Origin of the sequence: Bradyrhizobium sp. 1200_D9_N1_1 (genome assembly GCF_052075915.1) — a bacterium.
Taxonomy (GTDB): domain Bacteria; phylum Pseudomonadota; class Alphaproteobacteria; order Rhizobiales; family Xanthobacteraceae; genus Bradyrhizobium; species Bradyrhizobium diazoefficiens.
Window position 1 is genome coordinate 4,437,426 of the sequence record NZ_CP197226.1, and the last position, 12,496, is coordinate 4,449,921.

Below are 12,496 nucleotides of genomic sequence, written 5' to 3' on the forward strand. Positions count from 1 at the left end.
AATGCTAATCAGTACCTCGCGACGAGAGGGCCGCCGAACCGATAGTTCAGGCGCACGAGACCCATATCGACATCTTGGCTGATGCGATTAGTCTGAAATAACAACCCGGTCCCAGGGACCGTGAGGTCTCTCGTCTGATGGCCGAGGAAGATGTGATCGTACTCAACACCGACCGACCAGTTCGGCGCAAAGCCAAACTCAAGGCCGGCGCCAACTGTGGCCCCCCAGCGCGTGTCGCGACCTGAGGCTAGCAATGTGCCAGCACCGGGAGTGCCGGGAGCAGCGTAGATGTCAAACTTATCGCCGACCACAGCCGCGCCACCCTTCACGTAGAGCAGAACGCTGTTCCAGGCGTAGCCCACCTGACCCGTGATGAGACCGAAGGAATCGATCCGTGACCGATTGCGGTCGCCCGTGACCAGAGCGCTACCCGGGAACAGGAGGCTGATGTTGTCGCCGGAGAAGTCGGCCCAGTTGCCCTGGCCTTCAAGACCGAACACCCAACTTGCTGACTGCCAGCGATAGCCGACCTGACCACCGATCGTGCCGCCAGTCGCGTTGTGACAGCCTTCACCGACGAGGGTGCCGGTAACTGGCGTGACAAAGTCCCAGCAGCTGTGCGCGGAGCCGCCGCCACCGTTGATACCAATGTAGAAGCCGCTCCAGTCGTAGATGGCGGCGACCATCGGCGCCGGGGCCTTGGTGTACGGCCGGGCGGCCAGATCCGCCGCACTGGCGGGAGCCGCCAGAGCGAGAGCCAATGTTCCGGCCGCAGCCGCAAGAACCTTCTTCATGCGAGTATCTCCCCAGAGTAACGAGTTCAATGAATTGGCGCGTTCGCCCACCTGCCTGACAAAGAGTAAGTCGATGGTTGATAATTGCTGTAGCCCGCGTGCCACACTCGTTGCCAAAGGTTGGCCGAAATTCTCAACGTTTACAGATGGTTGAGTGGAACTAAACGCACGTTAGCGTGCGTATGATGTCGAGAGTGCCAAGAGTATCCGGGCCCGTGGAATATGTGAGACCACATTGCCTTGCGCAGACTCGGCGGCAGCTGGCGCAAATCTTCGCCGCCGAGCGCGAGAACGTCGAATGCGTAGAGCTGCACCTCGTTGTCGTGCCAGCGCGAATGCTGCGCGTTGAAGTCGGACACGCCGTCGACGCCGTGCACCACAGCCCCGCCGTCGATGACGAATTGCTGCTCGCGGTTCTTCAACGCGGCTTGGACGATCCAGAAGAAGCGCGTGGTCCGGTCGTGGCCGTTGCGGGTGAATAGCCGGGCGGTCTTGCCGTTGCGCTCGACGCGCAAGCGGTAGGCGTCATCTTTGATTTCAGTCGGGGCCATCAGGCACCGCCTTGGCGGCGGTGGCCAGGCAGAACTCGAACGCGCGGTGCATGCGAACGGGATAGTCACGCGGCTGCGAATATGCGAATCTCGCTAGCGTTTCAGCATCGGAATTCGTCAGTGAGGAACCGATGACAATTGCATTGCCGTACCTTGGAATTGCGCTCTGCTGCTCGATCGCGCTCTGGTTGGTGAGCCAGGTGCTGTAGGGTGTGGAACATCGCGACAGCGGCAGCGACGCTACTTGTGGCGTTTGCTGCAACTCGCGCATATGCCGCTGACATAGGTTATCTGGCTCCCCCCGGAGTCGCTGCAAACGAGTTTCCCTCACCGCAGCGCCCTGTCGCACGGATTGTCAGCCCACGCCGCGCCTCCGAAGAGCACCGCGACGCTCTCAATGAGGCCGGCCAGATCGCACGTGTTCTTGAACTGAAACCTGGCATGACAGTCGGCGACATTGGTGCGGGCAGTGGCTACCACACGGTTAGACTCTCGTACCTCGTCGCACCCGCCGGCTCTGTCGTTGCACAGGACGTCACGCGGGATTACCTCATAGAACTCGCCAGGCGAACAAAACTCCTGAAGTTGACGAACGTGCAATTCGCGCTCGGCGAACCACACGACCCGCGTCTGCCCGCTTCCTCGCTGGATGCCGCAATCCTCGTGCACATGTATCACGAGATAGCCCAACCCTATGCCTTCCTCTACAATCTCGCGCCCGCCTTGAAGCAGGGTGCACGGGTCGGAATTGTCGACCTTGAGCTTCCGACGTCGAAGCATGGCACGCCAATTGAGCTCCTGCGCTGCGAATTGACCGCCGTCGGCTATCGCGAGGTCGCCACATATAAGCTCGAAGGGGACGGAGGGTACCTCGCAGTATTCTCTCCGCCGGAGGTCGCGGGTCGAAAATCTCCCCGCGACATCGTTGCTTGCAGGGATCCCGCCGGCACTCGCTGACACCACGCCCGCCGCCCGGCCTATTCTTTTCGCGCCAGGGAGCGCGTCGCCAGCAAGGACGATCGCGATCGGAAGCGGTTAGCCGAGCGCCCGACCGACGCGATTGACCCAAAACGGCCGTTGACCCAGGACCAGCCCATCCTGTCTACTCAACTGAGTGGTGGCAGCGTGTAAGACAATGCTGACGCAAATTTACGAAGTCGCGACACCTGCGGAAGCCGAGGCGATATCGGTAATCGGCGTGGATCATGTCGGCGTGCTCGTCGGCGATGGAGCCTTCCCCCGGGAGCTTCCGGTTCAGAAGGCGTTAGCGGTTATGAAGATGGTGCGGGCGCCGTCCGTAGTTTCCGCGCTGTTCCTTTCGGCGGATGTCGCTCTTATCGAACGGATGGCGAGAGAGCTTGATCCGCCCATTGTTCATCTTGGCGCATCCAGCGAATTGCTTACGCCTGATCTTGTCGTGGCGCTGCGAAAGTCCCTGCCGAAGACCAAATTCATGCGCAGCGTACCTGTCACGGGACCTGAGGCAGTAGGCGTGGCGCAAGCTTATGATGGGGTTGTCGATTGGATCCTGCTCGACAGTCATCGGACAGGTGATGTGCAAATCGGCGCGCAAGGGGTGACGCACGACTGGAGCATCAGTCGAACGATAGTGGAGAGTGTTCGCACCCCGGTCATACTTGCTGGTGGCCTCGGACCGGACAATGTCAAGGAAGCTATTCGGTCGGTGCGACCGGCCGGCGTTGATTCGAAAACAAGAACGGATCGAGAGGGCACTCACTCAAAAGACCTGAGGAAGGTAGAAGCCTTCTATCGCGCTGCGACGAGCGGTTAGATCGCACCTCTCTTCTTGGCCCATCGCGTCAGATCTGACCCGGAACAGCAATCGCAATGCGCCCAATGCGCCAACGCCCACCTTCCTAGCGGCAAACGCGCGCTCTGCGTCTGGCACGTTTTTAGCTTGTTTTGGTGCGGGGCTGGCGCGGCAGCTCCCCGCTCGACGGCCTAGACCACCAGACAGGGGCGGGGAGCTTGCCGAGGTTGCTTTCAATCTTCCCGCCAACCGAGGCGGCCTTACGGGGTTACCAGTTGTTGCTCCAAGCACCTGTCTGCGACGCTGTCTAATTCTCGAATTACGAAATACTCTTGAAACAATGAGTCGCCATAGTCACCGGTATTTTTGAGGAACTTTGCCACCACTCTGTTTCATTTCGATCGGTCTCTTTGCGAGGCGCAACCATGGATTTGAGAACAAATAGGATTGAAGTCGGCGCGCGTTTTAAGCTCAGCGAAATCGGAAAAATTCGTTGCCCAGACCTGGCTGACAAGGTTGGCGTCGTTGTCGCCCTAGGCCAACGTACAACCGGCATCACCGTTCTGTTCGATGGTGCCCAACGACCAACCGTTTTGCATAGGGATTACATCAGACCCAGCTCTGATGAGGATTAACGGATCGCTCCGTTCCGGCACTCGGGCCATCCTGATGAGGTACCCAAAAGGGGTCGTCAGAATAGCCGGCGCGTCTTGATTCGCTTCCTGGACAGTCGCAAACTGCCCGCAGGGGCTCGTTACGCAGTTCTTCTACTTTCCCTGCTTCAGTCAGTTTGCAATCTCCACCAGGTCACCTCAGACGGGGGGCGCGACTCATGGAAATATTCCGTGCTGAGAAGATTTGCGTTGTCGAGGACAACTCAACCAGAACGTGCCGCATCTGCGGCAAGAAAATGAAGCTTGTCCGAGCGGTGGTGGACTCTGAGAGCGGAGCCATTACTCGCATGTTCGAATGCGGCTGCGGCAAGCGCGTCTGGGACGACTGAGGCGCGCAACCGGTAGTGGCTGATGACGCATTGCCGCCGGCTGATGCGGTAGAGTGGTACAGGGCGGTCTTCGCGTCCTTTTTTAATTCCCCAAGCTTCGCGGAGCGAAAGGTTGGAGCGGAGTTCTCTCCTATGCTCAGTCCTAGCTTTCCAACGTTCTTGTAGGCGTCCACTCTCCAGACGTCGTTCCACCTACCTCAAATACCCCACCACCATCCTCGTCGTCTCGTCCACCAGCGTCCGCACCGTCTTCTCCGACAGCATCTCGGCGTGGTTCAGCACCGTGTTGTGCGCGACGGCCTCGATGGCGCTGACGCAGATGAAGGTGGCAAGGGCCGGGTCGATCTTGCGCATCTCGTTGCGGCGGCTTTCGAGATAGGCGCGGACGAGGGTGTGGACCTCGCGGTTGAAGGCCTCGACGTCCTTGAGCTGGCCGGTGCGCGGGATCTGCTCGGCGAGCACCCGATGGAGTTTCGGATCGATGCGGTGGGCCTCGATCGCGACGCTCACGAGTTTTCGCACCGCCTTCTCGATCGGCATGTCGGCGACCTCGGTCAGCGCTGAGCGGACGATGCCCATGATCTCCTCGTTGTGGCGGTCGATCACGGCGGCGACGAGGGCCTCCTTGCCCGGAAAATATTGGTAGAGCGAGCCGACGCTGACGCCGGCGACTTCGGCGATCCGGTTGGTGCTCGCCTTCTCAAAACCTTCGCGGACCAGAATGCGAGCGGTTGCCTCGACCAGTGCGTCGACGGTGGCGCGGGACCTCTTCTGGGAGGCGTTTTTCCGGGGTTTTGTCGGTGGTTTGCGCGCCATGGGCCAGCGGTCCGAATGCGAGTAGGAAAAGCGAGTGAATGCTCGCATTATATCCGCAAGTGGCGACGGGTCGGCAAGCGTCTTTGCCGCCGCGTCGGGAGAGCCCGGAGGGGAGGTGGCCAATGAGCGTTGCGAAGATCGTGTCGGCGTTGCAGATTTGCCCTGGCGGCCGCGCGCTAGATGCGCCGCCGCAGCGTGATCCCGCGCCGAGCTTGCAGAGCCGTTGCTTCAACGTGCTGCTCAGGCTGCTTCCGTTCAAGAAGCAGCTCGCATCCGCCGAGGCGGTGCAGGCGCATGTGCACAAGCGCGCCTTGCAGCCGGCCTCGCATGAGCCGACGGGGCTCGGCCGCGGTGTCGAGGTGACGCTGACCAGGATGGGCGGATGGCCGGTCTATTACACCGCGCCGTCTTCCGGCCATGAGGGCTGCAACTACGTCATGTTCCTGCATGGCGGTGGCTTCATCAACGAGATCGTGCCGGCGCATTGGCGGCTCATTGGTCAGATGACGCGCGAGGCGCGCGTCGTTTGCGTCGTGCCGATCTATCCGCTCGCGCCGCGCGTCACCGCGAAGGACGTCGTGCCGGCGACGGCCGAGCTGTTGCGGATGCTGCTGGAAGATGCCGGGCCTGCAAAGGTCACGGTGGTCGGCAATTCGGCCGGCGCGGGCCTGGCGCTCGCCGCCTGCCAGTGGCTGCGTGATCGCGGACATCGGCAGCCGAACCTGATGGTGCTGATCTCGCCCGCCGCGGATGCGTCGGTCAGCCGTCCGGAGCAGGTCGAGATCGCGGCGCGCGATCCGATGCAGGACATTCCGGGGATACTCGAGGCGGGGCGCCTCTATGCCGGCGAGCTCGATGTCGGCCATCCCTTCGTCAGCCCGCTCAACGGCGCGTTCCGTTCGCTGCCGCCAATGACGATCTTCGCAGGGACTCGCGATCTGCTCTACCCCGACAGCGTCGATCTTGCGGAGCGGGCGAGGGCGGTTGGTGTGCCGGTCGAGCTGCATCTGCTCCGCAACCAGCCGCACAATTATGCGCTGATGCCGACGCCGGAGGGGCGAAAGGCGCGCGCGATCATCTTGCGTGCGATTGCTTGAGGGAAGAGCGTGACGATAGTCACAAAGCGCGCCGCCGCGATGGGTCTGGCGCCAGCGGTGCCCGCGCAGAGGAGAAAGGTGGCCCCCGGGGCGTTTCCTCAGTCGTCTTGATATCAGTAGTTTTGCGGGGCCTTAGGCGTGGCCCTTGATCTCGTAGTGACCCGGCACGCATTTGTAGCGCTCGAGGCGCCAGTTGGCGTGATAGATCGGATGCTCGCCCATCCACTTCGCCAAGGGTGCCTGTGCGCCGATTGCACACTGCATCATCGACATTTCGGGCGTCATGTTGCTGTCGGTCACGATTTCCTCGACGCAAGCGCCCGAGGCAGATGCACCAAGCCGGCAGAGCACGGCAACGACGGTCACGAACATTCCTGTCACCTCATCGGTAGTTTCTGACCACGAAGAGGATGCAAGCGGAGTGCCAGAGCCTGTGACACAAACAACACGCTGACCTGGCCGACTCGACCCAGCGTCCACCCCCATTTGATGATTCGGATTGTAAAAAAAATGCCCCTAACCCGAAGCCGGACAAATACGGGAACCGGAGGGGGTGATCACAGGAATGTTGGATTCTGCGGGGCTGCGCCGCGCGGGCGGCCCTTCACAGGGCTTGCACAGCCAATAGGCTTCGAAGCGGGCGGATACTCGTCAAAAGAGCGGGACCGCCACAAGGGTTATGGAAACGCGAGGGCAGAACATGAAGGTACGTCCGACCGGCGTGATCCCGCCGATGACGACGCCGTTCCGGAAAGACGGCGAGATCGACTTTGGGCTCGTGGCGCCCCAGGTCGACTGGATGATCGGCGCCGGCGCACACGGCGTCGCCGCCGGCGGTTCGACCGGCGAGGGGCGCACGCTCGATCACGAGGAATATCGCGACCTGATGGCCGCGACGGTCGAGGCGGGAAGGGGCGCATTCCCGTGATCGCCGGCATCCTCGTGGACTCCACGCGCGATGCGATCCGCCGCGGCAAGCTGGTTCGCGACATGAATGTCGCCGCGCTCCAGGTCACGCCGGTGCACTATTTGTTCGAGCCGAACGAGGAGGCGCTCGGTGCGTTGAACGGGCCGTGCGTCGAAGCGGCCGAATAGTCCGTCCGCCGAAATAACGATGGCGAAGGTGGCAGCGCCGATCCGCTTTTACCTGCGGATGCGGCGCTGCTACATTTTGCGCGCGCTGCGATGAGCGGCGCTAAAGCGCGATGAGATTGGGATGAATCGTCATCGCGCTTTAGGTTATTGTTTGAGCATGATCTCTTCGGAAAACCGCTTCACACTTTGCGCTAACGCGGCCCTCCGGGTCCGGATCATGCTCTGAAGAAACATACCGACAAGGGAGGGGCCGAAAGTCCCATGAAGGATTTTGCAGGAAAGATCGCGGTCATCACCGGCGGCGGCACGGGAATGGGACGCGAGCTCGCGCGACAGCTCGTGGCCGAAGGCTGCAATGTCGCAATGTGCGACGTCTCGGAGGCCGCAATGGCCGAGACCAAGCGGCTCTGCGAGGTCGAGAAGCTGCCGCAGGGCCTGCGCGTCACGACGCATGTTGCCGATGTCGCGATCGAGGATCACCTGAAGCGCTTTCGCGACGAGCTCGCCGAGCAGCAGAAGACCGACAAGATTCATCTGCTGTTCAACAATGCCGGCATCGGTGGCGGCGGCAGCCTGTTCACCAACACGCGCGAGCAGTGGGAGCGCACCTTCAACATCTGCTGGGGCGGGGTCTATCTCGGCGTGCGCACCTTCCTGCCGATGCTGGTGGCGGCGGACGAGGCCCACATCGTCAACACCGCGAGCGTCAACGGCTTCTGGGCCTCGATCGGCATGGGACAGGCGCACACCGCCTACAGCTCGGCCAAGTTTGCGGTGAAGGGATTTACCGAAGCGCTGATCAACGACCTCCGCCTGCATGCCCCGCACGTCAAATGCTCGGTGGTGATGCCCGGCCATATCGGCACCTCGATCGTCTCCAATTCGCGCAAGGTGCAGAGCGCGGACGGGTCGGAGCGGCTCAACGCCGACGAGGTCGCGCTGACCCGCAAGCGCATGGTCGCGGCCGGCGTGCCGGATGCCGACAAGATGTCGGACGAGGACATCCAGGCGGCGTTCGCCGAGCGGGCCCGCAGCTTCCTGGAGGATGCTCCGACGACGGCTGCGCGGGCCGCGAAGATCATCCTCGACGGGGTCAAGGCGGAGCGCTGGCGCATCCTCGTGGGCGAGGACGCCAAACGCCTCGACGAGCGCGTGCGCGCGACGCCCGAGCAGGCCTATGACCGCGCCTTCTACGAGAGCTTTACGCAGGAGGTCGGCTGGCGGCTCGGCTGAGTCTACTTCGCTGTTGTGACCAGCGAGGCGCGGATATGGGTATGATGATCATCATGGCAAGAGGTGCGCAGGTCATTTGACGTGCCAGCTCTTGCCAATATTCGCGGCCTCATGACGAATTGGAATGTCACGCATGCGGCGCGGCGCATCGTTCAATAATCGTTCAAGCGATGGTGATCTCAAACACCTGTAATGGCGCGCACGGCGGCTTGGTTGGCGAACCAAAATAGTTTAGTGAATCAGGGGTAACGCGATGATAGAGCGTAGCTCCGATGATACCCGCATGCCTCTCCGACGACTGGTCCCTTTGCCCGGAGAGAGAGGACATCTCCGCTGAATTCACGCGGCTCCTGACCGCAGCCCAGGAGGGCGGCGCCACGATCGCGGAATGCCTGATGATCGCGCGGCAGCTCAAGCGGGGCGACGAGCAATCCTGGCACCGCGAGTGGAAGCGGCTTGCGCAGGCCAACCGGCACCGCGCCGGGGCCGCGTTCGCGGAGGGCCACATGGCGACCGCGCAGCGCAACTGGCTGCGGGCGTTGAACTACTACGGTGCAGCGGCAATGCCGCTCGATCAGGCCGACGAGCGGCGCTGGGTTGCGGTGCTGGCGATGCAGGAATGCGCCCGCCGCTACCTCACGGCGCGCGCACCGGCCGGCGAGGTCGTGACAATTCCCTGGGTCGACGATCATGCGTTGCAGGGCTACTTCCTGCCTGCGGCGTCGGCGGGCGGACGGGCGCCGACCGTGATCTGCATCGGCGAGCCGGGACACCGCAAGGAGGAATTCCTGTTCAAGCTCGCACCGCATGCGCGCGAGCGCGGACTGTCGATGCTCGCGCTGGACCTGCTCGGCGACCAGCGCGACGATTATACCGATACACTCCTGCAGCGCCGCGATCTCGAGAGCTCGATCGCGAGCGTCATGGATTATCTGGAAACGCGCGGCGACGTCGATTTCGATCGCGTCGCCATCGTGGCGGACGGGTGGGGATCCTCATTCGTGGCGCGCGCGGTGTTGCAGGAGCCGCGGCTCGCCGCCGCCGTCTGCGATGGCGGCCTGTGGGATCTGCACGAACGATCGTTCTTCGCCAGCCGCTTCGCGATGAGCGACCTCAGCATCGTCCCGGTGCCGCATGCGCCGCTGATGGCCTCCAGTGCCGACTGTCCGGTGCTGATCACGCTCGGCGAGGATGGCTGGCTCAAGGCCGACCGGGCGCGTCAGATCGTCCAGAAATCCCGGCTCGGCAGCTCCGATATCGTGTTGAAGGTGTTCACCGCGGCGGAGACCGGCGCGGCGCAGGCCCATGCGGACAATCCGAGTCTCGCCAACGAATACATCTTCGACTGGCTGGAATCGCGGCTCGGCGCCGCCGGTCGGCGGAGCTGAGCGCGGCCTCGCGTCTCAGAAGTCGAGCGATATCCTGACGCAGGCCTTTTCGAGCCGGTTCTTGAGCGTCGCGAGCTTGGTGGTGAATTCCGTCAGCTCGTTCTCGTCGAACTCCTGGAAGACGAACTCGCGAATCGTCTTGTACTGCTCGTTGAGGCTCGCGATGTGCTTCTGGGTCTTGTCGACCAGTGACAGCCGCACGACCCGGGCGTCGATCGGCGAGGGCCGCCGGCGGAGCAGGCCCTTCTTCTCGAGCAGCTTGGACTGGGTGGTGACGAACGAGGGATCGACGTGGAGCAACTTGGAGACCACGTTGACCGGTACGCCGTCGTCCTTGTCGAGGTCGGAGATCGCCATCAGGATCAGCCATTGCGGGCCGCTGATGCCGAGCGTCCTCGCCCAGAACTGACGCAGCTCCTCTAGATACATGTTGATCGACGATATCTCCCAGGTGAAGCGCCTGATGAGATCCAGGTTGCCGATGGGGCGCAGGCGCGCTCCTTCTTTCCTCGTCGCGGACACAGCGTCACTCCCGTGAACTGATTCTTCAGGCCAGTGTTCGTGGAAGGCCATAGTCCACGCAAGCCTGCTCTGACGCAAGTGCAGAGCAGGGTAATTTTGTCACTAAAATTACAAAGATGAGCAGGTCAGCATATTTGGTCCGCCCGGGTGTGGCGCCCGGGGCACAGGTTTAGTGAAACTACAAAGCTTACCAAATAAACTATTTTAATTAGTGTAATGGCGCAGGCATAGTGGTGCGCGACGGTGGGGGGTACTCGATCGTCCCGTTGCAGGTGGTTCGCTCACGTCCCTCGCGTCGAATGCGGGTGTGTCCGAAAGCGCAAAGCGGCCGAGCGGATTTGAAAAGACGGGGATCTGGGGGGCCTCACGGTCCGGTCTCCGTAAAATGAGCAACTTGGAGGTTTTATATGAAAGTGGTGAAGAGCCTTTTGCTCGGCACTGCGGCGGGTCTGATCGCCGTCGGTGGAGCCCAGGCGGCCGATCTTCCGGTCAAGGCCAAGGCGGTCGAGTACGTCAAGATCTGCACGCTCTATGGCGCGGGCTTCTACTACATCCCGGGCAGCGACACCTGCATCAAGCTCGGCGGCTATCTGCGTGCCGAAGTGGCGCTCAATGCCGGCGGCAACTACAGTGCCCAGTACAACGGCGTGTTCGCGGCCAACAACCGGCTGACCAACTACTACTCGATGCGCGCTCGTGAAGATCTCAACATCGACACGCGCACCGCAACGGAATACGGCGTCGTCCGCACCTATTTCGATGCGGTCTTCACCTGGACGACCGGCAACTATGGCGGCACCGGTTCGGGCACGGGCGCGACCCAGTACAGCGGCACGATCGGCCTCAATGCCGCGGGGACCGGTCTCACGGGCTCGGGCGGCGGCAACGTCAACGGCACCGACGGCAACCTCTCGGGCGGCGCCCTCGGCGTCTACTACGCGTTCATCCAGTTCGCCGGCTTCACGATGGGTAAGGCGGTGTCGCAGTTCGACGCGCCCTGGATCAACTATCCCGGCAACAACTTCGACCAATTGGTCGGCGGTAGCGGCACCACCAACGGTGTTACCCAGTTCACCTACACGGCCGATTTCGGCCAGGGTGTGACAGCCGCGTTCTCGGCGCAGGACCAGACCCAGGTCTTCCAGACCAACATCTGGAACACCGCCGGCATGTCCACGACCGGCGTCCTCGGCGGAGCCTACGGCTCGAACGATCTCGGCGGCACCCGGGCTCCCGACCTCGTGGGCATGGTCCGCGTCGATCAGGCTTGGGGCCTGTTCCAGGCGTCGGTCGCCGCGCACGACAACCATGTCGGCTACTACGGCGCGAGCGAAGTCACCGGCCATCCGGAAGACAAGTGGGGCTGGGCCGTTCAGCTCGCTCTCCAGATCAAGAACATCCCGACCGGCGCCGGCGACGTGATCAACCTCTCGGGCGTCTATACCGACGGTGCGAGCCGCTACAACTTCCAGGAGCTGGCCGCGACCAGCTACTCGATGTTCGGCAGCTCCAACGCGGCGTATCAGAGCATCGGCTTTGCCGGCGTGTCTGACGCGGTGTTCGGTCCGGGCGGCGGCCTCGAGCTGACCAAGACCTACGGCTTCCGTGGTGCCTACACCCACAACTGGAGCCCGTACTGGAACACGGCGCTCTACGGCGCGTGGGCTGCGGTCAACTACAGCGGCACGGCCAAGGGCCTGATCTGCGGCAGCGCCGCGTTCGCCACCCTGACCGGCACCTGCAATCCGGACTTCAACATCGGCCAGGTCGGCGTCATCACCCGCTGGACGCCGGTGAAGAACCTGACCTTCTCGGCTGACTTCACCTACAGCCATCTCGACCAGAAGTACTCGGGCGTGATCACGACCCCGGCGCTCACGGGCGTTGCCAAGCCTGCGGCAACCTATGAGCTGAAGGATCAGGACACCTACAGCCTGCTGCTGCGCGCCCAGCGCAACTGGTAAGCTTCAGGGCTTTCGGATCTGACGCAGCCCCGGCGGGACACCGCCGGGGCTTTCTGCTGGGCCTTCGGAAAATCCGGCAGCCTGTGCAGGCGACGAAGACGAGCCATGCGATTCGATCGCCTCAAACTTATTTACTTACCTGAGTTACTAAGCTATATAGCTTTCAGCCAAATACGAAAGTTGCGGCTCTTAGCTTCACGCTAAGCCTCCAGAAACCTCCGGTGATGCCCCGCCGGAGGTTTTTCGTTTTTGGGACGTGCGG

At 62.3% G+C, this 12,496-nt stretch carries 12 protein-coding genes and 1 pseudogene; 7 read left to right on the forward strand and 6 right to left on the reverse strand.

Annotated elements, in window-relative coordinates; translation table 11 throughout:
- Window positions 1-8: 8 nt before the first annotated feature.
- The 3 genes from AB5K84_RS21385 to AB5K84_RS21395 form a co-directional block, all read right to left on the reverse strand.
- Window positions 9-794 carry an outer membrane protein gene (locus AB5K84_RS21385; RefSeq protein ID WP_063921475.1) on the reverse strand — a complete coding sequence of 262 codons (786 nt, stop codon included), beginning with the start codon at window positions 792-794 and terminating at the stop codon, window positions 9-11.
- 140 nt (window positions 795-934) lie between these two features.
- Window positions 935-1,345, reverse strand: coding sequence for an ATP-dependent DNA ligase (locus AB5K84_RS21390; protein WP_236842071.1), 411 nt, complete (start codon window positions 1,343-1,345; stop codon window positions 935-937).
- A complete protein-coding gene (locus AB5K84_RS21395) occupies window positions 1,332-1,616 on the reverse strand; it encodes a hypothetical protein (RefSeq protein ID WP_236842070.1) in 285 nt (94 codons plus the stop codon). Before AB5K84_RS21395 ends, AB5K84_RS21390 begins: the two co-directional genes overlap by 14 nt.
- Between AB5K84_RS21395 and AB5K84_RS21400 the strand changes: the two genes are divergently transcribed.
- On the forward strand, window positions 1,556-2,302 hold the full coding sequence (locus tag AB5K84_RS21400; protein WP_011087755.1) for a class I SAM-dependent methyltransferase: 747 nt from the start codon (window positions 1,556-1,558) through the stop codon (window positions 2,300-2,302). The genes AB5K84_RS21395 and AB5K84_RS21400 overlap by 61 nt on opposite strands.
- Window positions 2,303-2,480: 178 nt before the next feature.
- On the forward strand, window positions 2,481-3,137 hold the full coding sequence (locus tag AB5K84_RS21405; protein ID WP_028171652.1) for a phosphoribosylanthranilate isomerase: 657 nt from the start codon (window positions 2,481-2,483) through the stop codon (window positions 3,135-3,137).
- A 1,174-nt stretch (window positions 3,138-4,311) separates the two neighbouring features.
- Here the strand turns inward: AB5K84_RS21405 and AB5K84_RS21410 are convergent.
- Window positions 4,312-4,935, reverse strand: a complete 624-nt coding sequence (locus AB5K84_RS21410) for a TetR/AcrR family transcriptional regulator (RefSeq protein ID WP_038966328.1) — start codon at window positions 4,933-4,935, stop codon at window positions 4,312-4,314.
- A 122-nt stretch (window positions 4,936-5,057) separates the two neighbouring features.
- On the opposite strand from AB5K84_RS21410, the gene AB5K84_RS21415 reads away from it, so the two are divergent.
- The gene (locus AB5K84_RS21415; RefSeq protein ID WP_063921474.1) at window positions 5,058-6,032 is read left to right on the forward strand and encodes an alpha/beta fold hydrolase; all 975 of its coding nucleotides are present in this window, start codon (window positions 5,058-5,060) and stop codon (window positions 6,030-6,032) included.
- A 132-nt stretch (window positions 6,033-6,164) separates the two neighbouring features.
- Here the strand turns inward: AB5K84_RS21415 and AB5K84_RS21420 are convergent, their stop codons facing one another.
- Window positions 6,165-6,404: a hypothetical protein gene (locus AB5K84_RS21420; protein ID WP_027547402.1), complete on the reverse strand. Its 240-nt coding sequence runs from the start codon at window positions 6,402-6,404 to the stop codon at window positions 6,165-6,167.
- Between the two features lie 328 nt (window positions 6,405-6,732).
- Between AB5K84_RS21420 and AB5K84_RS21425 the strand changes: the two are divergent.
- The 3 genes and pseudogenes from AB5K84_RS21425 to AB5K84_RS21435 all read left to right on the forward strand — a co-directional run.
- Window positions 6,733-7,094: pseudogene (locus tag AB5K84_RS21425) on the forward strand (dihydrodipicolinate synthase family protein); the annotation flags it as partial.
- Window positions 7,095-7,388: 294 nt separating this feature from the next.
- The gene (locus tag AB5K84_RS21430; RefSeq protein ID WP_011087749.1) at window positions 7,389-8,360 is read left to right on the forward strand and encodes an SDR family NAD(P)-dependent oxidoreductase; all 972 of its coding nucleotides are present in this window, start codon (window positions 7,389-7,391) and stop codon (window positions 8,358-8,360) included.
- Between the two features lie 272 nt (window positions 8,361-8,632).
- Window positions 8,633-9,748 (forward strand): alpha/beta hydrolase family protein, encoded by a 1,116-nt coding sequence (locus AB5K84_RS21435; protein WP_011087748.1) that lies wholly within the window; start codon window positions 8,633-8,635, stop codon window positions 9,746-9,748.
- A gap of 15 nt (window positions 9,749-9,763) precedes the next feature.
- On the opposite strand, the gene AB5K84_RS21440 is transcribed toward AB5K84_RS21435, so the two are convergent.
- Window positions 9,764-10,270 (reverse strand): MarR family winged helix-turn-helix transcriptional regulator, encoded by a 507-nt coding sequence (locus AB5K84_RS21440; RefSeq protein WP_038966322.1) that lies wholly within the window; start codon window positions 10,268-10,270, stop codon window positions 9,764-9,766.
- Between the two features lie 407 nt (window positions 10,271-10,677).
- On the opposite strand from AB5K84_RS21440, the gene AB5K84_RS21445 reads away from it, so the two are divergent.
- Window positions 10,678-12,234, forward strand: a complete 1,557-nt coding sequence (locus tag AB5K84_RS21445; protein WP_011087746.1) for a porin — start codon at window positions 10,678-10,680, stop codon at window positions 12,232-12,234.
- Window positions 12,235-12,496: the final 262 nt, after the last annotated feature.

Coding starts and splice junctions, on each gene's coding strand:
- AB5K84_RS21390 (WP_236842071.1), bottom strand. CDS start 1,345: ATGGCCCCGACTGAAATCAAAGATGACGCCTACCGCTTGCGCGTCGAG.
- AB5K84_RS21435 (WP_011087748.1), top strand. CDS start 8,633: ATGATACCCGCATGCCTCTCCGACGACTGGTCCCTTTGCCCGGAGAGA.
- AB5K84_RS21395 (WP_236842070.1), bottom strand. CDS start 1,616: ATGCGCGAGTTGCAGCAAACGCCACAAGTAGCGTCGCTGCCGCTGTCG.
- AB5K84_RS21445 (WP_011087746.1), top strand. CDS start 10,678: ATGAAAGTGGTGAAGAGCCTTTTGCTCGGCACTGCGGCGGGTCTGATC.
- AB5K84_RS21385 (WP_063921475.1), bottom strand. CDS start 794: ATGAAGAAGGTTCTTGCGGCTGCGGCCGGAACATTGGCTCTCGCTCTG.
- AB5K84_RS21410 (WP_038966328.1), bottom strand. CDS start 4,935: ATGGCGCGCAAACCACCGACAAAACCCCGGAAAAACGCCTCCCAGAAG.
- AB5K84_RS21420 (WP_027547402.1), bottom strand. CDS start 6,404: ATGTTCGTGACCGTCGTTGCCGTGCTCTGCCGGCTTGGTGCATCTGCC.
- AB5K84_RS21405 (WP_028171652.1), top strand. CDS start 2,481: ATGCTGACGCAAATTTACGAAGTCGCGACACCTGCGGAAGCCGAGGCG.
- AB5K84_RS21430 (WP_011087749.1), top strand. CDS start 7,389: ATGAAGGATTTTGCAGGAAAGATCGCGGTCATCACCGGCGGCGGCACG.
- AB5K84_RS21415 (WP_063921474.1), top strand. CDS start 5,058: ATGAGCGTTGCGAAGATCGTGTCGGCGTTGCAGATTTGCCCTGGCGGC.